The organism is Chryseobacterium sp. FR048 (genome assembly GCF_056844665.1).
Window position 1 is genome coordinate 18,797 of record NZ_JBXDSE010000002.1, and the last position, 24,644, is coordinate 43,440.

Annotated in this window: 23 protein-coding genes; 9 read left to right on the forward strand and 14 right to left on the reverse strand. The window is 37.6% G+C overall.

Going from position 1 to position 24,644, the window contains the following annotated elements; all coding sequences use genetic code 11:
- The first annotated feature begins 160 nt into the window (after positions 1 to 160).
- The 4 genes from AC106K_RS04985 (at position 161) to apaG (ending at position 5,902) form a co-directional block, all read left to right on the forward strand.
- Positions 161 to 1,201, forward strand: coding sequence for an SRPBCC domain-containing protein (locus tag AC106K_RS04985; protein ID WP_482443556.1), 1,041 nt, complete (start codon positions 161 to 163; stop codon positions 1,199 to 1,201).
- 125 nt (positions 1,202 to 1,326) lie between these two features.
- Positions 1,327 to 4,140: a 2-oxoglutarate dehydrogenase E1 component gene (locus AC106K_RS04990; RefSeq protein ID WP_482443557.1), complete on the forward strand. Its 2,814-nt coding sequence runs from the start codon at positions 1,327 to 1,329 to the stop codon at positions 4,138 to 4,140.
- Positions 4,141 to 4,180: 40 nt separating this feature from the next.
- Entirely contained in the window at positions 4,181 to 5,434 is a 1,254-nt protein-coding gene (gene odhB, locus AC106K_RS04995) for a 2-oxoglutarate dehydrogenase complex dihydrolipoyllysine-residue succinyltransferase (RefSeq protein WP_185288600.1), read from the forward strand.
- Positions 5,435 to 5,512: 78 nt separating this feature from the next.
- Positions 5,513 to 5,902 carry a Co2+/Mg2+ efflux protein ApaG gene (apaG, locus tag AC106K_RS05000; RefSeq protein WP_167025560.1) on the forward strand — a complete coding sequence of 130 codons (390 nt, stop codon included), beginning with the start codon at positions 5,513 to 5,515 and terminating at the stop codon, positions 5,900 to 5,902.
- Positions 5,903 to 6,019: 117 nt separating this feature from the next.
- Here apaG and AC106K_RS05005 read toward each other — a convergent pair whose 3' ends face one another.
- The 3 genes from AC106K_RS05005 to AC106K_RS05015 all read right to left on the reverse strand — a co-directional run bounded on the left by AC106K_RS05005 (position 6,020) and on the right by AC106K_RS05015 (position 8,553).
- A complete protein-coding gene (locus AC106K_RS05005; RefSeq protein WP_482443558.1) occupies positions 6,020 to 6,574 on the reverse strand; it encodes a 3'-5' exonuclease in 555 nt (184 codons plus the stop codon).
- 110 nt (positions 6,575 to 6,684) lie between these two features.
- Entirely contained in the window at positions 6,685 to 7,662 is a 978-nt protein-coding gene (locus AC106K_RS05010; protein ID WP_482443559.1) for a glycosyltransferase family 2 protein, read from the reverse strand.
- A gap of 6 nt (positions 7,663 to 7,668) precedes the next feature.
- A complete protein-coding gene (locus tag AC106K_RS05015; protein WP_185288604.1) occupies positions 7,669 to 8,553 on the reverse strand; it encodes a lysophospholipid acyltransferase family protein in 885 nt (294 codons plus the stop codon).
- Positions 8,554 to 8,633: 80 nt separating this feature from the next.
- Between AC106K_RS05015 and AC106K_RS05020 the strand changes: the two genes are divergently transcribed.
- Positions 8,634 to 9,200 (forward strand): thioredoxin family protein, encoded by a 567-nt coding sequence (locus AC106K_RS05020; RefSeq protein ID WP_482443560.1) that lies wholly within the window; start codon positions 8,634 to 8,636, stop codon positions 9,198 to 9,200.
- Between the two features lie 43 nt (positions 9,201 to 9,243).
- On the opposite strand, the gene AC106K_RS05025 is transcribed toward AC106K_RS05020, so the two are convergent.
- Both AC106K_RS05025 and AC106K_RS05030 read right to left on the reverse strand, forming a co-directional pair.
- On the reverse strand, positions 9,244 to 9,438 hold the full coding sequence (locus AC106K_RS05025; protein ID WP_156172813.1) for a bacteriocin-like protein: 195 nt from the start codon (positions 9,436 to 9,438) through the stop codon (positions 9,244 to 9,246).
- Positions 9,439 to 9,509: 71 nt separating this feature from the next.
- Complete coding sequence (locus tag AC106K_RS05030) at positions 9,510 to 10,871, reverse strand: aldehyde dehydrogenase (RefSeq protein WP_482443561.1); 1,362 nt, start codon at positions 10,869 to 10,871, stop codon at positions 9,510 to 9,512.
- Positions 10,872 to 11,059: 188 nt separating this feature from the next.
- Between AC106K_RS05030 and AC106K_RS05035 the strand changes: the two genes are divergently transcribed.
- Both AC106K_RS05035 and AC106K_RS05040 read left to right on the forward strand, forming a co-directional pair.
- A complete protein-coding gene (locus tag AC106K_RS05035; RefSeq protein ID WP_482443562.1) occupies positions 11,060 to 12,739 on the forward strand; it encodes an Ig-like domain-containing protein in 1,680 nt (559 codons plus the stop codon).
- A gap of 14 nt (positions 12,740 to 12,753) precedes the next feature.
- Positions 12,754 to 13,263 carry a hypothetical protein gene (locus tag AC106K_RS05040; protein ID WP_482443563.1) on the forward strand — a complete coding sequence of 170 codons (510 nt, stop codon included), beginning with the start codon at positions 12,754 to 12,756 and terminating at the stop codon, positions 13,261 to 13,263.
- A gap of 3 nt (positions 13,264 to 13,266) precedes the next feature.
- On the opposite strand, the gene AC106K_RS05045 is transcribed toward AC106K_RS05040, so the two are convergent.
- The 3 genes from AC106K_RS05045 to AC106K_RS05055 all read right to left on the reverse strand — a co-directional run bounded on the left by AC106K_RS05045 (position 13,267) and on the right by AC106K_RS05055 (position 17,460).
- A complete protein-coding gene (locus AC106K_RS05045) occupies positions 13,267 to 14,829 on the reverse strand; it encodes an MFS transporter (RefSeq protein ID WP_482443564.1) in 1,563 nt (520 codons plus the stop codon).
- 322 nt (positions 14,830 to 15,151) lie between these two features.
- Complete coding sequence (locus AC106K_RS05050) at positions 15,152 to 16,198, reverse strand: HlyD family secretion protein (RefSeq protein WP_482443565.1); 1,047 nt, start codon at positions 16,196 to 16,198, stop codon at positions 15,152 to 15,154.
- 5 nt (positions 16,199 to 16,203) lie between these two features.
- Complete coding sequence (locus AC106K_RS05055; RefSeq protein WP_482443566.1) at positions 16,204 to 17,460, reverse strand: TolC family protein; 1,257 nt, start codon at positions 17,458 to 17,460, stop codon at positions 16,204 to 16,206.
- A gap of 214 nt (positions 17,461 to 17,674) precedes the next feature.
- On the opposite strand from AC106K_RS05055, the gene AC106K_RS05060 reads away from it, so the two are divergent.
- A complete protein-coding gene (locus tag AC106K_RS05060; protein ID WP_482443567.1) occupies positions 17,675 to 18,478 on the forward strand; it encodes a helix-turn-helix domain-containing protein in 804 nt (267 codons plus the stop codon).
- A gap of 475 nt (positions 18,479 to 18,953) precedes the next feature.
- Here AC106K_RS05060 and rplI read toward each other — a convergent pair whose 3' ends face one another.
- From rplI to rpsF, 3 genes are all read right to left on the reverse strand, one after another.
- Entirely contained in the window at positions 18,954 to 19,457 is a 504-nt protein-coding gene (gene rplI, locus AC106K_RS05065; RefSeq protein ID WP_482443568.1) for a 50S ribosomal protein L9, read from the reverse strand.
- 180 nt (positions 19,458 to 19,637) lie between these two features.
- On the reverse strand, positions 19,638 to 19,940 hold the full coding sequence (gene rpsR, locus AC106K_RS05070; protein WP_002979091.1) for a 30S ribosomal protein S18: 303 nt from the start codon (positions 19,938 to 19,940) through the stop codon (positions 19,638 to 19,640).
- Between the two features lie 33 nt (positions 19,941 to 19,973).
- Positions 19,974 to 20,315 (reverse strand): 30S ribosomal protein S6, encoded by a 342-nt coding sequence (rpsF, locus tag AC106K_RS05075; protein ID WP_047095723.1) that lies wholly within the window; start codon positions 20,313 to 20,315, stop codon positions 19,974 to 19,976.
- Between the two features lie 169 nt (positions 20,316 to 20,484).
- Here rpsF and AC106K_RS05080 point away from each other — a divergent pair, with 169 nt between their 5' ends.
- The gene (locus AC106K_RS05080; protein WP_482443569.1) at positions 20,485 to 21,087 is read left to right on the forward strand and encodes a hypothetical protein; all 603 of its coding nucleotides are present in this window, start codon (positions 20,485 to 20,487) and stop codon (positions 21,085 to 21,087) included.
- 37 nt (positions 21,088 to 21,124) lie between these two features.
- Here AC106K_RS05080 and AC106K_RS05085 read toward each other — a convergent pair whose 3' ends face one another.
- The 3 genes from AC106K_RS05085 to AC106K_RS05095 form a co-directional block, all read right to left on the reverse strand.
- The gene (locus AC106K_RS05085) at positions 21,125 to 22,468 is read right to left on the reverse strand and encodes a choice-of-anchor J domain-containing protein (protein WP_482443570.1); all 1,344 of its coding nucleotides are present in this window, start codon (positions 22,466 to 22,468) and stop codon (positions 21,125 to 21,127) included.
- Between the two features lie 111 nt (positions 22,469 to 22,579).
- A complete protein-coding gene (locus AC106K_RS05090; RefSeq protein ID WP_482443571.1) occupies positions 22,580 to 23,929 on the reverse strand; it encodes a chloride channel protein in 1,350 nt (449 codons plus the stop codon).
- 42 nt (positions 23,930 to 23,971) lie between these two features.
- Entirely contained in the window at positions 23,972 to 24,604 is a 633-nt protein-coding gene (locus tag AC106K_RS05095) for a hypothetical protein (RefSeq protein WP_482443572.1), read from the reverse strand.
- Positions 24,605 to 24,644 lie beyond the last annotated feature (40 nt).

Genomic DNA, 24,644 nt, shown 5'->3' on the forward strand with positions numbered 1-24,644 from the left:
AATGATTCAATCAAAAAATGATCAGTAATCATCGGACTAATAGTAACTTCCATCTTCCTGCATCCATCTTCCATCCATTAACAAGGTTAATTATTGTTAAACATACAACTAGAGTGATCAGCATATTGGTCACTTTTTTTATTTGTATTACTTTTGTGCGATGCGTATTTTTAAAATATTAACGGTAATTATTATTCTTCTGGGGGGAGCATATGCTGCTTCCATGTATTATTTTGTAGACGAAAGCAAAAATTTTACCATTGAAAAAGAGATCGATTATCCGGTGGATAAGGTGTTTGCCCAGTTTAATAACCTTCAGAATTTTACAAGATGGAATAACTTTTTTACCAGTTCACAGTCTATCGATATAGATTATTATACGCCGTATGAAGGGCAGGGAAGCTCCATCAGCTATGTTGATCCTAAAAACGATACCGACGGGGAAATGTTTATCAGGTATGAGAACCCTAACAAGACTTTGAAATATCAGCTTTTTGAGGACGAAAATGAAAATCCAACGTTGGTTGATGTTAAATTTAAACCTATTTCTGCAGAAAAAACAAAAATAACCTGGTACGTACATACTCCTAAACTTTCGGTTTGGAGAAGGGTTGAGAATTTCTGGACAGAAGACCGTTTTGCTGAAAATATCAACAAAAGTATGGTCAATCTTAAAAATTCTTTAGGAAATAAGGTTGAAAAAGACCATCAGATGGCCTCTATCAAGTACGACAGTCTGATGGTGGAAAATGAAGAAGACAAGTTGTTGTTGGGGATCAATGTAAGTACCTCCAACAAGAAAGACGCTCTTTACAAAAACATTGTGATGAATTATAACAAAGTCTATAATTTCGTGACCATGGATCTTGGAAAAAGAGATGATGAATTCGGGTATCCGATCCTGATGACCGATGCGGATAATTACAAAGACAAGGAGGTTTCTTACTTCCTCGGAATTCCGCTTTCCAAGAAAATTGGAGTGTCCGACAATAATTTCAATTTTAGGTCCGTAAATCCGTCTCAAAATTACGTGATGTACTACAAAGGAAGCTACGAAGGACGAATTAAGGCGATTCAGCAACTGATTCAGAAAGCCAAAAAAGACGAGATGCGCTTCGGAGATATTCGCCAGACCTTCATTGAACGTCCAATGGAAGGAGAGTCTGTGAACATGAAGCTCTCATTATCAGTGTATAAGTAATTTTTTTTTAATAAAATTTTTCTTAATTTTTTTTAACGGTTTCAGACTGTTCTAACTCGGTTTTTTTTATTAAATTTGAAGATTAATTCTACAAATAAATTTTAATAAATAGATAAACTGTAATAATGGACAGATTTTCATTCCTAAACGCAGCTCATTCTCAGTTAATTGAGGATTTATACCAACAGTACTTAAAATTCCCAGATTCCCTAGAACCATCATGGAAAGCTTTCTTTCAAGGCTTCGATTTTGCTTTAGAGAACTATGGAGATGACGATAACATTCAATTTATTCAGGCTTCGGCCAGCGCTGCTCCGGCAGTACAGCAGATTTCTCAGGCAGTATCAAGCGGAGAGGTTCCTGAGCACATCAAGAAAGAATTTAAGGTAGTAAACCTTATTGAGGCTTACAGAACGAGAGGGCACCTGTTTACCAAAACAAACCCGGTTAGAGAAAGAAGACATTATACCCCTACTTTAGACATCGAAAACTTCGGTCTTTCTAAAGAGGATTTAAATACAAAATTCAACTGTGCAGTTGAAACAGGAATGAAGGAGCCTGCTACTTTGGCAGACCTTATCAAACACCTTGAAAATATCTACTGTGATTCTATCGGGGTAGAGTATATGCACATCAATAACGTTGAAGAAAAAGATTTCATCAAAAGATGGCTTCAGGTAAACGAAAACCACCCAAGCCTTTCTGCGAATGAGAAAACAGAAATCTTATTAAAATTAAACCAGGCAGTTGCTTTTGAAAATTATCTTCATACCAAATTTGTAGGGCAGAAAAGATTCTCATTAGAAGGAGGGGAGACATTAATCCCGGCTTTAGATCAGTTGATTTCAAGATCTTCTCAATTAGGAGTAGATGAAGTTGTTCTGGGAATGGCTCACAGAGGAAGATTAAATGTTTTAACCAATATTTTCGGAAAATCTTATAAGCAGATTTTCTCGGAATTTGAAGGAAAAGAATTTGAAGAAGATGTATTCTCTGGTGACGTTAAATATCACTTAGGGTCATCCAAAAAAATCAAAACAGCTTCAGGAGAAGAAGTTTGCATCAACCTTACTCCAAACCCATCTCACCTTGAGACGGTGGCTGCTTTGGTAGAAGGAATCTGCCGTGCAAAAGTAGACGATAAATACAAAGACTATTCTAAAGTGTTGCCTATCATCATCCACGGTGACGGTGCTATTGCAGGACAGGGGATTGCTTACGAAGTGGCTCAGATGATGACTCTTGAAGGATACAGAACCGGAGGTACTGTTCATATCGTTGTCAACAACCAGGTTTCGTTTACAACCAACTATATGGATGCGAGATCTTCAACATACTGTACAGACATTGCAAAAGTTACAGAATCTCCTGTAATGCACGTAAATGCTGACGATGCTGAAGCAGTTGTTCATGCAATCCACTTTGCTGCTGATTTCAGAGCAAAATTCGGAAAAGACGTTTATATCGACCTTTTAGGATATAGAAAATATGGTCACAACGAAGGGGATGAGCCAAGATTTACTCAGCCTAACCTTTATAAAACCATTTCAAAACACCCGAATCCAAGAGAAATTTATAAAGATAAATTGCTTAAAGACAGCGTTACTTCCAATGATGTAATTGCTAAAATGGAAACGGAATTCAAAGCTCTTTTAGATAAAGATTTTGATGCTTCAAAAGAGATTGAGAAAAACGTAATGGACGTGTTCATGGCTGAAGATTGGACGAACTATCCAATCGGAAAAAGAGGAGCAGTTCAGTTACCTGTTGATACAAAATATGACCTGGCTAAATTGAAGGAATTGGCGCTTAAAATGTCAACACTTCCGGCTGATAAAAAGTTCATCAATAAAATTACAAGACTTTTCGATAACCGTATCAAAGCTATTGAAGCCAATTCATTAGATTGGGCGTTAGGAGAGTGGTTAGCCTATGCTACACTTCTTGTAGAAGGTCACAATGTAAGAATTTCAGGAGAAGATGTGGAAAGAGGAACATTCTCTCACAGACACGCTGTTGTAAAAACAGAAGATACAGAAGAAGAATATATCCCGTTAAGACATGTTTCAGAAAGCAGATTTGATGTATTCAACTCTCACCTTTCAGAATATGGGGTGCTAGGTTTCGACTACGGATATGCAATGGCTTCACCTAATACATTAACGATCTGGGAAGCTCAGTTCGGAGACTTCGTAAACGGTGCTCAGATCATCGTGGACCAGTACTTGGCAGCTGCAGAAGAAAAATGGAAAATTCAGGACGGATTGGTGATGTTATTGCCCCACGGTTCAGAAGGTCAGGGTGCAGAACACTCTTCAGCAAGATTGGAGAGATTCCTTACACTTTGTGCTAATGAGAACATGGTAGTAGCCAATATTACTTCCCCAGCCAACTACTTCCACTTATTGAGAAGACAGTTGAAATGGTCGTTCAGAAAGCCATTGATCGTAATGAGCCCTAAATCTCTACTGAGACATCCTAAAGTAGTTTCTCCACTTGAAGACTTCTCAAACAAAGGATTCCAGCCAATCTTAGACGATCCAACTGCTGATTCTAAAAAAGTAGAAAAATTAGTTCTTTGTTCAGGTAAACTATACTTCGAACTATTAGCTAAGAAAGAAGAATTAAACTGTGAAAACATTGCATTAGTAAGATTCGAGCAGTTATATCCGCTTCAGACAGATGCTATTGAGGAGATCTTCAACAAATACGAAAACAGAAAACAATTGGTGTGGGCTCAGGAAGAACCTGAAAACATGGGCGCTTGGTCTTATATCCTGAGAAACTTCAGAGATACAGGAATCCAGGTAGTAGCTCCGGTACCAAGTGGTGCTCCGGCTCCAGGTAGCCACAAAATGTTTGAGAAAAACCAAAATGCAGTGATCAACAGAGTGTTCGACAGAGATGATGCTCCTGCAAAAAGACCCGTTACAGCTTAATTTAAAATAATAATCAATTAAAAAATAAAAAATACTCGATATGTCAGTTTTAGAAATGAAAGTTCCTTCACCGGGCGAATCAATTACAGAAGTTGAAATTGCAACTTGGCTTGTAAAAGATGGTGATTATGTAGAAAAAGATCAACCTATCGCTGAAGTAGATTCAGACAAAGCAACATTGGAATTGCCTGCAGAACAAAGTGGTGTAATCACTTTAAAAGCAGAAGAAGGTGATGTGGTACAAGTAGGTCAGGTAGTTTGTTTAATTGATATGGATGCTGCAAGACCAGAAGGTGGTGCACCTGCTGCTGAAGCTCCAAAACAGGAAGAAGCTCCAAAAGCTGCAGAACCTGCTAAACAAGAGGCTCCAAAGCCAGCTGCTCCGGTTGCTGCTCCACAAACTTACGCTACAGGAGCTCCATCTCCGGCTGCTAAGAAAATTCTTGACGAAAAAGGAATGGATGCTGCACAGGTTTCAGGAACAGGAAGAGACGGTAGAATCACTAAGACTGATGCTGAATTAGCTGCTGTTCCTGCATTAGGAGGAAGCCCTCTTACCGCTACAGGTTCAAGATCTACTACAACAACTAAACTTTCAGTTTTAAGAAGAAAAATCGCTCAGAGATTAGTTTCTGTGAAGAACGAAACAGCGATGTTAACAACGTTCAACGAAGTTGACATGTCTGAAATCTTCAGATTAAGAAAGCAATATAAAGAAGAATTTGCTCAAAAACACGGAGTAGGACTTGGTTTCATGTCTTTCTTTACAAAAGCGGTTACAAGAGCATTACAAATGTATCCGGATGTAAATGCATCTATTGACGGAGACTTCAAAGTAAACTATGACTTCTGCGATATTTCAATTGCGGTTTCAGGTCCTAAAGGATTAATGGTTCCTGTATTGAGAAATGCAGAAAACATGTCTTTCAGCGCTGTAGAAGCTAACATCAAAGATCTTGCTACAAAAGTAAGAGACGGTAAAATTACAGTTGACGAAATGACTGGTGGTACTTTCACAATTACCAACGGTGGTACTTTCGGATCTATGATGTCTACCCCAATCATCAACCCGCCACAATCTGCAATCTTAGGAATGCACAACATCATCCAGAGACCGGTTGCGGTTGACGGGCAGGTAGTAATCAGACCAATGATGTACGTAGCAATGTCTTATGACCACAGAATTATCGACGGTAAAGAATCTGTAGGATTCCTTGTTGCGGTAAAAGAAGCTATCGACAATCCTGTTGGAATTTTAATGGGAGGTGACGAAAGAAAAGGCCTAGGATTATAATTTTATTAAAATTATAATATAATATACAATCTCGCCTAAAAAAGGCGAGATTTTTGTATCTATTAAGAAAATACTACAATGATGTTTTCAAAAATGACTTCCAATATCAAAGTTTCAGTAATACCTGAATATGATAGTAAAAACAGTTATCCCTCCGAAAACCGTTATGTTTTCAAATACAATATCACGATAGAAAATGACGGAAGCTTTCCTATCAAAGTATTAAAAAGAAAATGGTTGATCTTTGACGTCGGATTCGGATACACAGAGATCATCGGTGACGGCGTAATAGGCCTAACCCCTGAGATAGGAACAGGCGAAAATTTCGCTTACTTTTCCAATGTAATGCTTCGTTCCGGAGTAGGAAATATGAGTGGAAAATACCTGGTTAAAAACATGGATACCCAGGAAACTTTTGAAATTGATATTCCAAAATTCAACCTGCTGTCTGAAGTTTTGAGTAATTGACGCCTTGTACAGTGCAAAAAACACAAAGTATGAATGATGTATTTTGTGGTGAACGAAAATTCAGGACAAAATAAAAAATACAGATTTATATGAGCCCGGGCTCTTTGAACTGTATGATTAAAGCTTTTTGATTTTTGCTTTCATATATTCATTTACTTCATCATTACTGGTGAGGAAGAGTTTCTCAAAAGCCAGCAAAGAAATTTTAGCACATACTTCAGCGTCTGCACCGGCCCTGTGATGGGTGAAATCTATTTGATGGTATTCGGCCAGAGGTTTCAGTCCATATTTGGGAAGGTAATTCCATGACTTTTTGGCCAGCTGAATACTGCACAGATAGTTGATATTAGGGGTAAACATCCCGTAATATTCAAGGCAGCCTCTTAAAACGGAGGCATCAAAACCTGCATTGTGAGCAATCATTAAGCTTCCATACATCATATCCTGGGCTTCATGCCATATTTCATCAAAAGTAGGGGCATCCTTTACATCTTCCGGATGAATTCCGTGTACTGCCACATTGAATTTGCTGAAATAGGGAAAACTTGGAGGTTTGATCAGCCAGGTTTTAGTCTCTACAATTTTAGAGTCCTGTACTACACAAATCCCCATTTCACAAGCTGAACTTTTCTCGTGAGTAGCCGTTTCAAAATCTATTGCGCAGAAATCCATTGTTTTAAATTATAAATTGTTGCTTGTCCTCTGGTTACTTGTTACTGGTTTCTGGTTGCTTAGTTTACTGTTTATGTTGTAAATGAATAAGTAATAGTTTTCTCTAATTCCTATTTTCCTCCCAAAAAGTGCTTAAAAATCAACCATTTCGATTGATAGAATTCCTTTTTCTGATGACTTTGTCTCAGTTTCCATGTTCCGGGAAGCTGCCCGTAGAAACCGAAGTGAGCTCTTACGACAGCCCAGAGGTGAGGGAAACCATGCTTTAATCCAAAATATATTCCGGCCACCCCATCCAGACATAATCTGAAAAAAATAAGCCAGATCAATTGTGGAAAAGGTAAGTTTTTAAGCATCATCGAAAGGTTATTTCTGATATTTAAAAATGTTTTTTGTGCACTTTGTTTGTTCAAAGTTCCACCACCAACATGGTATACCTTCGACTTTCCGGTGTAAAAAATCTTTTTCCCTGTATTGATCAGCCTCCAGCATAGGTCAATTTCTTCCTGATGGGCAAAAAATCTTTCATCAAAACCTTTCTGCTCCCAGAAATCTTTTGAACGGATAAAGAAACTACATCCCGATGCCCAGAATATTTCGGTTTCATCATCATACTGCCCTTTATCTTCTTCCAGGTCATCAAAGATTCTTCCTCTGCAATACGGGTAGCCCAGATTGTCAATCAGACCTCCGGCTGCTCCGGCAAACTCAAAATAACCTTTATTGTTATAAGATAATATTTTGGGCTGAATCGCAGCAATAGCAGGATCTTTTTCAAACAGTTCCAATACAGGTTGAATCCAGTTTTCCGTCACTTCCACATCAGAATTGAGAAGGCAGTAATATTCATGGGTAATTTCTTTCAACCCTTCATTATAACCTCCTGCAAACCCATGATTTTTCTTATTCTTAATCACGTTTACGGTAGGGAAATGAGTAGTCAGAAATGCTATTGAATCATCAGTAGAAAGGTTGTCGATAACATAGATGTCTGCATTCTGAGAAAATTGAACGACACCCGGTAAAAATTTTTCAAGCCAGTTTCTTCCGTTCCAGTTTAAGATGGCAATGGCCAGTTTTTTCTGCATGTAAGTCTATTTTTTTTCGGAATCAAAATTTTTGATCGAATCCTGGTATTTCCATTTTCTGTGTGACCAAAGATAATTGTCAGGGTGCTTGTGCAAGGTGTTCTCTAATAGTTTATGGAACTTTCTTACTACTTCATTTTCTACAAACTTTTCACCATCCGGGTATATTCTGTGATAATTGACCTGATAATAACCTCGCTTTACCTTCTTCATTTCACAATAAATAAAAACAAGGTCCATTCGTGTTGCCAGTTTATCATATCCTATGAAAGCCGGAGTTCTTTGGTTCAGGAACTCTAATCCATAGGTAACATGGGCATGGTGAGGCGTTTGATCGGCGACAAACATATAAGCAGAATCGCCATTGTTCTTAGAACGGAAAATATTCAGAATAACTTCGTTAGCCTCCAGAGCTTCATTTCCGAATTTATTACGGACTTTTTTCATCTGATTTTCCCAGAAGTCATTATTCACTTTTCTATAAACAGGATGACAGTGAGCCTGTGGAATGATCCTTGCCAAGGCATTGATCCATTCCCAGTTGAAAACATGTCCGGCCAGTAATATTATATTTTTCCCTTCCTCTTTCGCTTCGTGGAAGAGATGCTGATTGATGTGCTGCATTCTCACTCTGGATTCCGTTTCGGAAATACTGAAAGATTTGATCGTTTCTACCAGATAATCGGAAAAATTGAGGTAGAATTTTTTGCGGATCTTTTTAATGTCTTCCTCAGATTTATCAGGGAAAGAATTTCTCAGGTTTTGAGTGATGACCTCTTTTCTGTATCCTACCAGATAATAGTTTAAGAAAAAGATAACGTCCGAAAAAATGTATAATATTTTCAGCGGAAGCTTGGAGATCAGATATAATATTTTGATTAGAAAATTCATAAAACACGCAAATTTAGTGATAATAAAATTATGGTTCTATTTTTGCAGGGGGATAAATAATATTTTTTTACTTTTATGTTATGAAAAAATTAGCAACTATAGCTTTTCTTGGATTAGGTATATTTGGATTCTCACAGACTACCAATATACCGCAAGAAGAAAAAATGCGGGATAATACGCTTCTGGTAAAAACTGATCATGCAGAACTGGATGCTAAGAAGAAGGCTGCGGAAGAAAAGGCAAAACTTCCAAAACCTTATGATCCAAAGGCAGATGCACAGGCTGATATTAATAAACTTATTGCCAAAGCGAAGAAAGAAGGCAAGAATATTATGATCCAGGCTGGTGGAAACTGGTGTATCTGGTGTCTGCGTTTCAATAATTTTGTGCAGGGTACTCCTGAGCTTAAAGAAATTGTTGATAAAAAATATCTTTACTATCACCTGAACTATTCTCCGGATAATAAGAATGAAAAGGTTTTTTCCCAGTACATCAATGTGAAAGAACAGCAGTTTTATCCTTTCTTCATCATTTTGGATAAGAATGGTAAAAAAATACATGTTCAGCAAAGTGAGGTTTTAGAAGAAGGAAAAGGGTATAGCAAAACAAAAGTGAAAGAATTTTTAGAAAAAGGGAAAGTTCTTTAAAAGAAAAACCTTTCTAGTTTTTAGAAAGGTTTTTTTATGGTATTTAGCTGGCACAGTTTTCTACACGTATGGCACCTCTTCCATTGGCATCATAACAAGCGGCACCCCCTGAATATTGAATGCATGATGAACAAGAGCTTATATAGACCATGCTTCCGTCTGAACAGGATGAAGCACACGATAGCCCTCCTTTTAAATTACTTAATTTTGCTCTGGATAATTTTTTTAAATTTTTCATAGGTTATCAAATTTTATTTTAAGTCATAAATATATTATTATTTTTCAATAAAATCACTTATTGGGGATAAATTATAATAGTTTTTTGATCCAGGTTAATTTTTTCTCAGAATAGGGTGGATATTTAATATCAGGCTCACCCCATGTTGCTCTTTGCAGAACAGCTTTCTGATGCGAAAATGCTTCAAAACCAAATTTCCCATGGTAATTTCCTATCCCCGAATTTCCAACTCCTCCGAACGGCAAATGATCATTACTGAGATGCATCACCGTATCATTGATGCATCCACCGCCAAATGAAAGCTTTCGCGTAAATGCTTCTTTTTCTTCCGAATTATTGGTGAACAGATAAGCGGCGAGTGGTTTTTCCTGCTCTGAAATGGTGTTTAAAGCTATATTGTAATTTTTAAAACTGATGACAGGTAGAAGAGGACCGAAAATTTCCTCCTGCATAATGTCATCTTTCCAATCAATAGGATGCAGGATTGTAGGTTCTATGTAAAGCTTTTCTTCGTTGTAATTTCCCCCATAATAAATTTTTTCAGTGTCGATAAGCTTTATAAGCCGCTGAAAATTTCTAAGATTGATAATTCTGGTGTATTGTTCCGAATCCGGATCATATTTAAATGCTTTGATATACTTTCTCACCGCTTCCAGAAACTGTTCCTGAATGCTTTCCTCCACCAATAGATAATCGGGAGCAACACAAGTTTGTCCAGCATTGAGAAATTTTCCCCATACAATTCTTTTGGCTGCAGTATCGATATGGGCATCTTTGGTTACGATGGCCGGAGATTTACCGCCAAGCTCCAGAACGACAGGAGTGAGGTGTTCTGCAGCTGCTTTATAGACGATCTTTCCAACCTTTGTACTTCCGGTAAAGAAGATTTTATCAAATTTGAATTGTAAAAGCGCTGTTGTTTCCTCAATACCTCCTTCATAAACGTACAGATAGTCGGAGGGAAAATTTTCATTGATGATTGCAGACATTGCTTTCATCGTATGTTCTGCAATTTCACTGGGTTTCAGAATACAGCAGTTTCCGGCAGCCATCGCAGCAACGATAGGAGATAGGGATAATTGATAGGGATAATTCCATGCTCCAATCACCAGAATACAGCCCAATGGATCAGCATAGATTTTACTGCTTCCCAGCTGATTGGCAAGGTTGGTACTTACTTTTTTAGGCTTTGCAAGAGATTTTAGGTTTTTTAAATAATAATCAATATCCTTCAAAACAAAAGAAAGCTCAGTAGTGAAGGTGTCGAATTTTGACTTTCCAAAATCTTTACTGATGGCTTCATACAACATGCTTTCGTTGGAAATGATCAGACTTCGGAGTTTTTCGAGATACATCTTCCGGAATGCAAGACTTTTGGTCTGCTGGGTTTTAAAAAAATCTCTCTGGTTCTGTATAATTTTCTCAACTTCCATAAATAGATTTTGTATTTGATATTAAAATTCTGAAATGCGAGGGACTGAAATTTTATTAACAATAATTGTGCAATTTATTCACTTCTTTCAATCTATTCTTAAAATATCATTGATCACATAAAAAATAATATAAAATTCATTGTATGGTGATAAAAAATATTGTAATTTTAATAATATAAAATTTGAGGATGAAAAAAATTCTTTATCTATTTCCCTTATTCTTTTATTATTTCAATAATGCCCAATGTACGGGGTGCAGCGTCACTAATCCCACAGATCCCAATTATCATTTCCCTGATAACACCACCGTTTGTTTTTCCGTAGATACAGTATTAAACAATCCGACTTTCGGTGCTAACAGCAGAATCTGTGTTGCACAGGGAGCGACTCTGCAATTTCAGAATAATATAGGAGGTATTACGAATGCTCCTGTTTTCTTTGAGGTTCACGGAACGCTTAGTTTTAATCAGAGTACCACAAGTATCGCTGATCTCGATGTTCACGTTTACAGCACGGGAAATATCACGGTAGGAGGAGGAACGGGTAATATGACCATTGATGGGCAGGTGAACAAAATTCTTAATGAAGGTTTGATCGAAGTGGGCGTTTTGCAGTTAGGAGATAACACAAATAATACGATTGACAACTATGGAAATCTAAATATTAACGGAAACGTGAATATGAGCAATTCCGCAGTTACCTTATTTAAAAATGAAGGTGGAGGGCTTATTTCCATTACCGGAAATTATACCAATAGCGAGCAGAGTGTATATATAAACTGTGGTACAATCATATCAGGGAGTGGATTTAACATCAATGGAGGTAAAATTATTAATACAGGCTTCTTTACAGCAGGTGGAGATATTAACCTTTCCGGAAACAGTAGTGAAATCTACAATTACGGACTTTTTACCTCTACAGGAAATATGAATAACGCACCGGCTGATGCGGTTATTTATAATGAAGGACAATTGTCTATTAATCAGTTTCAGGGAGGGAATGCTGCAATTCAGGGACCTGCTGTGGCTACAAAGAAAGGATATGTAGTATTGCAGAACCCAATTCAGGTAGGCAACGTAACTATCGGACCCAATCTTGATTTTAAAAAGACTACAGGAGTATCGGATCCTGGAACGGTTTTCGTAAATAGCAATCCAAGTTTCCTGGTAAATGTCACTTATGACTGTGCGGAGACAAACAGTTGCAGTGCCCCATTAATTATCAATCCGGGATTCTGCCCTGCAATTAACGGTGATTTACCTCCTATGGCTGTTGATGATACTTATACAATAACGGCCGGAGGATCTTCCGTAGGAATTGTTTTGGATAATGACTTTGAAACTTTTGGCGGCCCACAGGCAACCCTTACCAATGTTATTTTATCTCAGGTTTCTACTTCAAACCCCAATATTACACTGAATGCCTCAGATGGTCATTTACAGGTTGCTCCGGGAACATTGCCGGGAACGTATACATTAGTGTATCAGATCTGTCAGACTGCTTCTCCTTCTAATTGTGACACTGCTACGGTTACAGTTATTGTCCAGGGATCAGTTCCTTGCTATAAACCTGCTGTAACTTCCGGAACAGCACTTTCCTCAAATTTTGGGATTACTTCATTAGGAAGAGCTGATACAGGAACAAACATTTGGCCGGGAGTAAGGAAGGGAGCCTGGAGTGTTCTGGAATCGAAGAATAAGGGTTTTGTTCTCAACAGGCTTACTGATGCTCAGGTGGCAGCAATACCTGCTGCAGATCTTAAAGAAGGAATGATGGTCTATAATACAACTCAGCATTGTCTTCAGGTTAATATTGACGGTACGGTAACTGGCTGGAAATGTTTTAACACCCAAACCTGTCCGGATTAATTTATAAATAAGATATGAAAAAGGTATTTTTAATAATCGCAAATATCATTTCCGTAAGTCATTTTGCTCAGGTTAGTCTGGGAAAAACTACTTTGGAGTCAGCGTCATCATCCCTTGAGTTCGGAAGTGAGAACAGAGGTCTAGTACTTCCCTGGGTTACAGATACAGCAGCTGTTCAGAATGTGGTGAACGGAACTTTGATCTTTGATACTTCAGATAAAAAAGTGAAAATATACCAAAACAATGCGTGGAAAGACCTGTCCGTTGACCTAAATGGAACTGCAGATACCAGTCTTCAGGATGCTCTGAGCGATAATCCCAATGCAAAAGTTTCTATAGGAACCCCATCGTCCGTTACAGGAATACTGGTTCTGGAAGATAATAACAAGGCCATGATTCTTCCCAAGGTAGCTTCTCCGCACCTTAACATCATCTCTCCGGCAGCGGGAATGATTGTTTATGATACCGATAAAAAACAGCTTGCCATTTTTAACGGATCAGTCTGGACGTTTTGGAGTAAATAATCTTTACATAATATTCCTCACAGCTATTTTTACCGGATGATAAAGTAACAACAGAAGCGCCGTTATAAAAGCAAGCCAGAATAGTCCTGTGAAAATCTCCATATTGGAAAGCAGGATCGACTGTGATGCTATTTTAGCTTTAAAAGCTCCGGCAGTCATTGACAATGATTCATTCACCGGTAGTTTTGAAAGATTAGCTCCAAAAAGCTGGCTCCATTGACTGTAGAAAACCGGATTGGTATCTGTAAAGTTAGAACTGAGTGTATCCGAATGTTTTAAAGTTAAAAACAACATCAGATTCTGCATTAAGGCATAGCCGATCGCAGTGGTCCAGAAACGGGTAGTGGTTCCTAAAGCAGTAGCATTGGAGACATATTCCTCCGGCATTCCTGAAATTAAAAAGAAAACAAGTGGAGTAAACAATAATCCCTGTGCCACTCCCTGCAGAAATAAGGGTGGGCATATGGTAGAAAGGGTAGTGTCAGGATAAAAAGTATAGGTAAACCATGCACAATCTACCGCAAGCAGCAGAAACCCTGTGAAGAAAACAATTCTTGAAGAAACCCCTTTTACCAGACAGATTCCTGATAAGAAAACTCCGAGAAGTGTCCCAGCAACATTCCAGTATTGAATATTGACGATGTAATCCCACGGCCATTTCCATACCGTTGCCATGATGCTGTACACATTATTCAGCCCGGATCTGATCAGATAGAAAATAAAGAAAAGAATCATCCCTGCAATGACATTTTTTGAGCTGAATACTTCAAAATGGAACAAAGGTCTTTTGGAGTTTCTCTGTTTAAGCATAAATAAACCTCCGGAAAGCAGGAATATAAACAGACATATGATAATGGTATCGGATTCAAACCACATCAGTCTTTTACCATAAATGATAGCATAACCACCAGCCTGAAGACATACCCAAAGCAAAAACCAGCTTGAAATATCTAGCTGATATAGTGGTTTTTTAGGGAAAAATCTGTTTCTGTTAAAAATGGCAATTCCAATAATAAGAACAAATACGTGGAAGTAAACCATCATCAAAACCATATGCTGAAAGTCATAATCTTCAATACTTGATTTCAATAAGGAAGTGGTTACTGTTCCTCCTGTAAGCATGATGGCATACATAAAGAGGTAAGCGAGTACTTTGGCATGTCTTGTTTTCAGTTCGGCAATGATCAGAGGCAGAAAAATAGCCCCTTCCAGTAATCCGAAAATCCCTTCCAGAAACCGGATAACCAGGATGACATGATAGTCATTCGTCACAGATAAAACATAAAGAATAATGACGGAAACAGAAGACATCAGCAAAACATAATATTTCACACTGAAATACGCCATAAACCTTTGTAAAACTAAAAGGGTAACCACAAATGTCCCATACATCAAAATCATTAAATACTGGATGTCATCTGAATCAACATCCATAAAAGAAGAGGTGAAGGCGCTATTCGAATGTAAAAGCGACAACAGCATCAGGTGGGGAAACAGTGCCAGAATAAGAAGCGGCAGTTTCAGCCATTGTGGTACCCATTGATGATAAACTGTATTGTGTTGCATAATTTTTTTTAAGGTAAAAAGGCGAAAAGGCAAAATCGAGGAATCGCCAAATTGAAAGGGTGTTGGCAATTTTGCTATTCCTCGATTTAGCTATTTAGCATATTTTAAAAATTGCGAAAAGACAAAAGGGCAAAAAATGTAAAAAAAGAGTAAAAAGGTAACATGACAAATATGCTAAAGAAAAAATTTGCAGATTCGCTGTTTTGCGGTTTTGCCTTTTCGCAGAAAATAATTTTAATTTGAAAATTTGATAATGAGTGAATTTGAAAATAATATTAAACCCGAATAATTTTGTACTCTAATACTCTAATACTCCAACCCCTCAAACCTTCTTCGCGCTCACCAAAACATTCATCCCGGAAAGCAGTTTTTCATTATCTTTATTATTGTCAAGAATGATCTTTACAGGAAAACGCTGTTCGATCTTGACAAAATTTCCAGTGGCATTGTCCGGTTTTACCAACGAAAACTGAGAACCTGAGGCAGGAGAAACAGAAAGGATTTTTCCTTTAAATTCAATACCCGGATATGCATCAGCGGTGATTGTTACTTCCTGCTTCTGATCGATCTGTCCTAGCTGTGTTTCCTTATAATTGGCGATGATCCATTTTTCTTTGCTTACGATTTGTACCAAGGCCTGACCTTCCTTGATCAGTTGTCCTTCCTGGATGGTCTTTTTCCCAACCCAGCCATCATAAGGTGCCGTAATGATGGTATAAGAAAGGAAAAGCTTGGCATTATTGAGGTTGGCGGAACTTTGCTGGATCTGGCTTTTGACGGGGGCTACTTTTGTTTGTTGTTCGCTGGCTCCGGCTCTCACAGCATTTTTCTGTTGCTCCAGAGCCAGAAGGTTGGCTTTTGACTGTTCGTAAGAAGCTTTTATATTTTCAAATTCCTGTTCTGTGGCGGCATCCTCTGCCAGAAGGTTTTTATATCTTTTAAAATCCTGCTCAGTACGCCAGATGTCGATACGGGCAGATGCGATTTTGGCATCGATGATCTTTGTATCACTTTCTTTGGTATTCACACCGCTTTCAATGGTGGCAACTGTAGCTGTATTCGTATGAAGATTGGCTTCAGCCATTTGTACCTGATTGACAAATTCTCTGTTGTCTATGATGATCAGAGTATCTCCTTTATGTACCAGTTGATTTTCATTAAACTTTATGACCTTGATAAACCCTGAAACCTTACTGGATACCGGGGTAATATATTGCTCAATCTGCGCGTCATTAGTGGTGACATTTCTTCTGGAAAAAAGATAAAAACTTACCATCCCCGTAATACCGCTGATGATCAGGATCCAGGCCAGTACGGTAATGCTCCTGTTGATTCTTTTTTCCTTTCGTGTCAGTTGTTTCTGTGCCATAGTTTTTATAAGTTTCCAATCGTATATTGGAGTTGATAATATTTAAGTTGTCGGTTAATTTTTACGGAAATAAGATTAGACTCAGCTTCCAGATAAGTATTGTCTGCATCGATAAGTTCTGTGATCAGGCTTAATTTATTCGCGTATTTTGTTTTTACAATACGATAGTTTTCCTGTGCCTGGTGAATGGCTTCCTCAGCAATTTTTACTTTCTGATCGGTTTCTTCGAACTTTTTATAAGCTTCATACACACTATGCCTGATCTTTTCCTCGTTTTCCTCAATCTGCAGTTTGGCAAGATCAATATTTTCTCTGGCTTCCTGCATTCTGTATTTGTTTTTGTACAGATTTTCGATGGGATAGGTAAGGTTTACACCAATCATTCCTAAACGGTAAGCATAAGGCTCCGGCGGAAAGAACATCATATTCGGATACTTTAAAAAATATTCCCCACCGGCGGTAATTTTAGGTAAATAATTCGCTTTTGTGATCTTCTGATCCAGTTCTTTTAAAGAAAGATTCTTATGGGTCATTTCTACAGATTCATTCTTATTTAAAGCAGTTTCCATAAGCTGATCAATATAAGGAACTGAAGTGCTGTCAGAGATCAGATTTTCCGTATCCACGTGCATTTCCTGGTTTTCAGGAAGAGAAAGGATGGTTTTCAGCTGATGCTCTGCGATCTGAATATCATTATCCAGTTCCGTCCAGCTCATGGTATGATTAGAAAGCTGTAAAGAAGTTCTCAGTACTTCATTCACCGTGACTACACCATTCGCTTTAAGGGTTTTTACCTGTTTGATATTCACAGAATCTTCCTTCATTTTATCATGGATAAGATTCTGCTGTTCTTTTAAATGATGGATTTGCAGGAATGCTGTAATGATCTCCATTTTAAGCTGTCTCTCGTCCAAATGTGTTCTCAAAGTTGAAATTTCAGTGTCAATGGCCGCTTTTTTCTCGGTATTTTTGATTTTTCCACCCATATAAACCGGAATGGAAGCTGATAATGTAAAATCATACATTCCATTGATCACATCATATTTCGTGGCTTTATTGAATACACCGTTCTGATGCTGAAACAGGTTGGTAACCTGATTGTAGCTGGTATGAAATTCAATATCCGGGAGTTTTTCCATTTTGAGATCTTTCTCTTTGGTCACGGACATTGTATGTTTCAGATGACTTATCTGTATATTTTTGTTGTTTTTTAAACCAATCTCTACAGCCTGTTGTAAGCCGAGATGTTGGTAATCTATCATCTGTGAATGTAAAAAACTGCTCAATAATAAGCACAACGCAATGCACAGATAACTGCATGCGTTAGATGTCATATTCATAAATTAATTAAAGGATTTTTGCTAAAATGATTTTGATGCAGCAAAGTTACGACGGGGACTATGGGACTCTATTTGTGAAAAGAGAAAAAGATTTGCTCATTTACGCCATTTTAAAAAATCTTCTTACCTTTATAGGATGAATGACAGCCATTTTACAGCAGTAGAAGATGAAGATGCAGAATTTTATGTATATCATGTTCTCACAGGAAATATTACAACCGATATTCATTACCACAGTTCTGCACAATTGGTGTATGCAGAAGGCGGTATAGTACATGTTTTTACAGATCTCAAACACTGGTATCTTCCTGCAAGATGTTTTATGTGGATTCCGGCAGGAACGCCTCATTATCTTTTTTCCACCAGTCCCAAAGTGGATCTGTACAATTTTTATTTTAAAAAAGAAGAAAATGAAAGTGGCTTTTTTGATGAAATTAATATTTATTCAGTCAATGAGCTGCTCAGGGAAATGATTTTATATACTAAAGACTGGGATGGGAAAATCACAAAAAAGGATGGTCCAAAATATGATTTCCTCAAAGCTTTAAAAGGGATTTTACCGGAGAAAAGAGACAAAAAACTGGCGTTTCCCGTTCAGCATCCTTTTCCAAAGGATGAAACCCTGCTGAAGATTGCAAGGTATATTCACGCCAACCTGGAGAAGCCTCTTACGATTGAATCTACGGCTAAAGAGTTTGGAATGAGTACAAGAACCCTTTCCAGGAAATTTAAAGAGATTCTGGGCATGAATTACGTCCGCTTCCTGCGTGCCTTGAGGATTACCCGTTCTCTTGAGCTGATGCTGGAAGGAAAATACAATATGTACGAAATTGCTATGATGGTGGGGTACAATAGCCTGTCTTCTTTCAGCAATATTTTCAAAAAAGTCATCGGAGTAGCTCCTACGGAATATCAGCAGAAACTGAGAGGGGATAGGTAGTGAGTGGGAGTGTTTGAGGGTTTTAGAGTGAGAGAATGAGGGATCAAGCGTAAAAGCTGGGAATAATATTGTTTGTGTTTATGGTATTTAATTGACGCAAAGATTTTTAGCATCTTATTCCACATTCTTAAGGAGGCAAAGAATGGAATCAATGAAATTGATTCTTTCTAAGCGAATGTATATCCATGAAGCTTCTTCAGCGACAAAGTCGCTCTTCTTTGCTCCCTAAAATAAAAGCTTCAAATGAACTTTCTTTGCGTTTTTTAAAATGCATTGTTTCATTCAACAAAATAGTGTTGTTTTGTACTGTTTCCCCAATTTTTGAACCGAACTGATTAGGTTGAACCAAATATATCTTGATTCTTGGCTCTTTGTTCTTTGTTCTTTATTCTTTATTCTCCCAATCTTACTACACAAAAAAACCACCTCAAATAAATGAAGTGGTCTTGTATGGTGAGAAATTCTCAGTCGCTTATTAAGCTTCTTCAGATTTAGCCTCTTCCTTCTTAGCAGCAGGAGCCGCTACAACTGGAGCGTCAGAAACGATGTCGAATTCGTAGTTGTACTCAACATTTCTGTGAAGTCTGATAAGAGCAGTAAATTTACCAGTTCTCTTGATTGTGTTACCAGGAATTTTGATATATTTTTTCTCTACAGAAACACCAGCTTTTTCTAAAGCAGCAGATAGATCAGCATTGTTGATAGATCCGAATAATTTATCACCAGCACCTACTTTTGCAGGAATAGTGATAGAAGTTTTCTTCAATTGCTCAACTACAGCGTTAGCAGCAGCGATTAATTTAGCTTCTTCTTCTTTTCTAGCTTCTAATGTAGCTTCTAAAGCAGCTTTGTTTTTAGGAGTAGCTAAAAGAGCAATTCCTTGAGGAATTAAGAAGTTTCTAGCATAACCTGGCTTTACGTTTACTGTATCAAACTCAAGTCCTAAGTTTTCTACGTCTTTTTTTAGGATAATTTCCATTGTTGTTGTCCGTTTTTTAGTTTTAGAGAAAAGAACAAAGAAAAAAGAAAAAAGACTGATGTCTTAGAAATTATTTCTTTTCTTTAATCTAAAAATCGTTAGAATTAATTATTTATTCAGCAACTTAAAAAAAGAGAAAATGACCGAAGTCTTTTCTCTTTCTTCTTGTTTCTTTATATCTTACTTTAATAAGTCAGCTACGTATGGTAGTAATGCAAGGTGTCTTGCTCTTTTGATAGCAGCAGAAACTTTTCTTTGGTATTTTAAAGAAGTTCCAGTGTATCTTCTTGGTAAGATTTTACCTTGTTCGTTAACGAATTGTAATAAGAAATCAGCGTCTTTGTAATCAACGTGCTTAATTCCGTATTTTTTGAATCTACAATATTTCTTTTCAGATTTTGTATTGATATCAAGCGGAGTAAGGAATTTTACTTCTGATTCTCCTCCAGCTGAGGCTTGTTTAGCCATTTCATCTATTGCCATGTCTTGTCTTTTTTAAAAAATAGGGTTAATTAATTAAGCTTTAGCTGCTTTTACTTTAGCTCTTCTAGTTACAGCATACTCAACAGCGTGCTTGTCAAGTTTTGTAGTAAGGTAACGGATTACTCTCTCGTCACGCTTAAATGCTAATTCTAAATCAGCTACTACACTCCCTTCTCCTTTGAATTCGATTAGAGTATAGAACCCGTTCTTTTTCAATTGGATAGGGTAAGCTAATTTTTTCAATCCCCAGTTTTCTTTAGCAACGATTTCGCAGTTCTTTTCTTTGATAAGATCTACATACTTGTTCACTGCTTCCTCTACCTGTGACTCAGATAGAACGGGAGTTAAAATGAAAACAGTTTCGTAATTGTTCATAATGTTAAATAAATTTGTTAATTATTTCGAGGTGCAAAAGTAGAAAATATATTTGTATTCTGCAAGAGTATGATACGAAATATTTGAAGTTTGTGAAGGTTCACTTGTTCAATATTGGTTGATTTTTGTATTTTCGTAATGAAATTTTCACAGAACATAATTTTAACTCATGAAAGCGCGAATCTACATGGTACCATTATTAGTAATGGGAACACTTACTTATGCACAGGATAAAATTTCCAGGAAAAACGGAACGGATCTGGAAGTTAAACTTATAGAAATAGGTCCTTCCAATATTACGTATAAAGAACTGGACAATCTTGAAGGTCCTATGCATTCTTTAGATAAATCCGAAGTATATCAGATTACTTACAATAACGGAAAAACTGAAGTATTAGGGAAATATAAGACACTGGAAGAAGCTATGCATTTTATCACTTCCAATATTAATGAGTACGGAATTGACCGTGACAGAAATGATTTGTCTCTGCATGCTGAATTTGAAGGTGACAACATCAAGATCAATTCATTGAATAAAAAAGGACGTGTTGTTCATGAAGGTGATTCATGGGATATGAGTAAAATAGTGACATTTCACAATATTTCAAAACGAAAAGATAATATCGCATATCTGAATATTGTAACCTATAAAATAACAAGTTCCAAAAGAGAACTAAGCAAACTTGTTATTAAAATGACAGATTACGAAGCAGCTGCCAATGTACTGGAAGCAATGAAAGATCTGAAGATTATGCTAAAAAAAGACCTGTAAACAAACAGGTCTTTTTTAATGGCTATTTTTTTGACTATTATTTCTTAATCACTTTTGTAGACTGTGGTCCATTTTCTGTCTGTGCGGTTACAATATAGGTTCCTGAGCTCAATTTAGACAAATCCAGATTGAATTTAGCTTGATTAATTTCAGAAGTTAATACATTTCTGCCGGTACCATCAAATACACTTACTGATTTTACTTTTGATTGTGAGTCAATACTAAGAGTATTCGTTACAGGATTCGGATATACTTTGAAAGAAGTATTTTTCCTAGCGACTTCACTTGTACTCATAGAAGAAGCAATGACATTGACAGTATAGTCTTCAGCCTGGCCAAAAGCGCCTCCTATACAAGGCTGTATCAGACTAGGATCGTCATCAACTGTTCCATATAATTTTTTTACCCTCATTCTTGCATTTCCAGGGAGCGCATCTGCAGGAACCGCTATGGACTGTACTGCCTGAATAGCATCCATACCATCAGAATTCTGTATGGTTTGTGCCACTTCATATACTTCACCAGGATCATTCAAAGTACCATTCTGGTTCCAGTCTATAAATACAACAAAACTGTCTTCCCAGTCTCCGCCTGTATTGCCTTTCAGTGTAATGTCGTAGGATTGCCCCTGAGTAACAGTAGCGATTTGATTGAGGAAATATTCATGAGATACCCCTATACCTACTTCATTACTGGTTACGTTGTTGATTCCTGCAAAGTTGACCAAAGTAATTGGTTCATCGGCAGGATCTCCGAAGAAGCCGACAAAACTCAGAGGTCCGCAATGGCTGATAGGAGGTTGTGTATAAGTATAATCTACTTTGATATTGTCAACGATCAGCATGAACATATTATTGCTGTTGTTTACAAAAGCAATTCTTACATTCTGGCCGATATAAGGAGTCAGGCTTAGAGCGCGGCTTGTCCACCAGAAATTTTCACCTGCTGTGTTATAAAGCTCCACGGTAAAATCTGCAATAGTATTTCCGCCGGTAGGAGAGAGCATTATTTTGTAGCCATCCGGATAATCCGGGTCCTGAGCTTTTACATCCCAGTATAAGGTAGGAGAAGCACCTGAGACTGCTATTTGTGGGGAAATCAGCCAGTCGTTGGAAGTTCCTTCCGGATCATACCATGAAGTACTCATGGCGGCATAATTGCCTGCCGGGCCACCAAAGCTTCCATCAGCACCTTCTCGGTCGATACGGTTCCATCCGTTGGTAATAAAATCAACGCCGGAAGCCGGAGTAAATCCGTCGGCATCAATAACTGTCCAGGCTGCAATACCGGGTCCGTTGCCATCAAAATCTTCCTGGAATATCTGACTGTAGCCCAATACGGGAAGGGCAACTAATGTTGCCAGTAGTAAAATTTTTCGCATAACAGTAATATTTTATTTGGTTGTATTCCAAATATAATTAAAATTATGCTGAAAACCAAACTGTTATTGAATTAAATTTAACAAAATTGAGTATTTGTTGTTTATATTTTTTTAATCTTTTCTGATTTCTGTTAAAAAATTTACTTTCAAAACATCATACAAAGAATGCCTGCTTACAAGAATAGAAGCAATAGAGGATACCATTCCGGCGAGCATCAGATGGAAAATCAGAGAATGCCTGTCTGTCATTTCCAGAACAATAATGGCTGAAGTAAATGGAGCTCTGGTAATCCCTGTCAGAAAAGCGACCATTCCGGCAAGAATAACCACATTGGTTTCATTGGCCGTAAGATGAATGGCTCCTGATATTACAGAGCCAATACTGGCTCCGGCAGTCAATGCAGGGGCGAAAATACCTCCCGCTCCTCCGGAAGTAAAAGAAAGGGCAGGGCTGAGCATTCTTAAGACGGGAACGTACCAGTCTTCATGTTTATTTTTAGTAAAAAGAACCCGCTCCATGATTTCTTTTCCGGATCCCAGAATTTCTCTGTTGATAAAATAGGCTATTGAGGCAATAATCAGAGCACAAATAACCAGAAATACCACATTGGCTCTGTCTGTTTTCAGGGTTTTCTTTTTCCAGCCATTGATTTTAAGCATGATCACGGAAAGCTGGCTTGCGAGAATTCCTGCAGTAGCAGCCACCAGAATAATAGGAAACATAACCATCAAGGAAACATCATTCGTTTTGGGATACCCTAAATACAAATAAGAGCCCGCCAGGGTCTGGGCAGTAAGTCCTGCAATGATAACGGCGGTAAATAATGCTGTTTTAAAGTAATTGATATGGGTTTTTGAAAGTTCTTCTACAGCAAACACAATTCCTCCGAGCGGAGTATTGAAAGCTGCAGCAAGTCCGGCCGCTGCTCCCGTCATGATCATATTCTTCTTGGAGATTTTCGGCCACCATTCCGGAAGATATTCGTTGACTTTTCTGAATACAGAACCTGCGATCTGAATGGTAGGTCCTTCACGGCCCACAGCGCCTCCACCAATCACTAAAATTACCGAAGAAAGAATCTTAAAAAAAATAATTTTAAGGCTTAAAAGACTTCTGATCTTTTTATGTTCTTTCGGATTGGCCAGTTCTACTGCTGCCATGACCTGTGGAATACCACTTCCTTTGGCGTTGGGTGCAAATTCTTTTACCAGCCACCAGGAAAGGACAAAGCCTATAGGAGCAATAATGAAGATCATCCAGGCATGCCAGTCAAAAATAAAATTCATAAGATTTTCACCCCATGCGAAGATCTGGGCATACATGACGGCAAAGAATCCTGTGATGACAGATCCGATCCAAAAGGGAATCGCCTGAAGAAGATTGTACTTCAATTGCTCATTTCGGATGTTGTCAAAAGATTTTTTTACGGCTTCGCGTATGAAAGTAAAGATTTTCAGCATTTGTAGGTTTTGTGGGATGAATTTACGGCAAAATTTCCGGACTTATATGTTCTCCAGAAAATTGGCAATGATCAATGCATTGTCTACGCTTAGTTTTTTCGGTAAACCGAAACTTAACAGATCATTTTTTACTTCAATTTTAAAATCTGCATCAGGAATCGTTTTGACGACCTCTTTTCTATGAGGATTTAAAAATGTCATCGTTTTGTAAGGATCACTTCCAAGCACATAAAAGTCTTTAAAATCCTTATTTTCTTTATAGTTAATGTTGAAACTGCTGAAGATACCTGCAATTTTATCGGCCAGATTTTTCTTATTGATCGAAATGTACCCATAATCGTTATCCAGTTTTTTTAATCCCCAGATTTCTAATGTGTCTTCCTTATCCGTCATACGGGCGCCTCTGATTGAGGTTCCGATGATATTTATGATAAAAAGATAGAATGTATTGGTTTTGTCCTTGTTGGTAATGTAGTAACAGATTTTTGGTGTTTTTAAAAGATTGACCTGATCAGAGCCAGAACTGAATTCCTTATAAGGGGAGTCCTGAATATCTATTACCGAAATATTGTAAAGCTCAAATAAATGATCATACACCTCGAAGATCAATTTTTCATCTTCTTTGGAAAAACCAAATAATTTGGTGACGAGTAATTTTCTGAAATCTAATTCCATTTGTTTACAATAGTTTGTTTTAAAGATAAAATTATTCAGG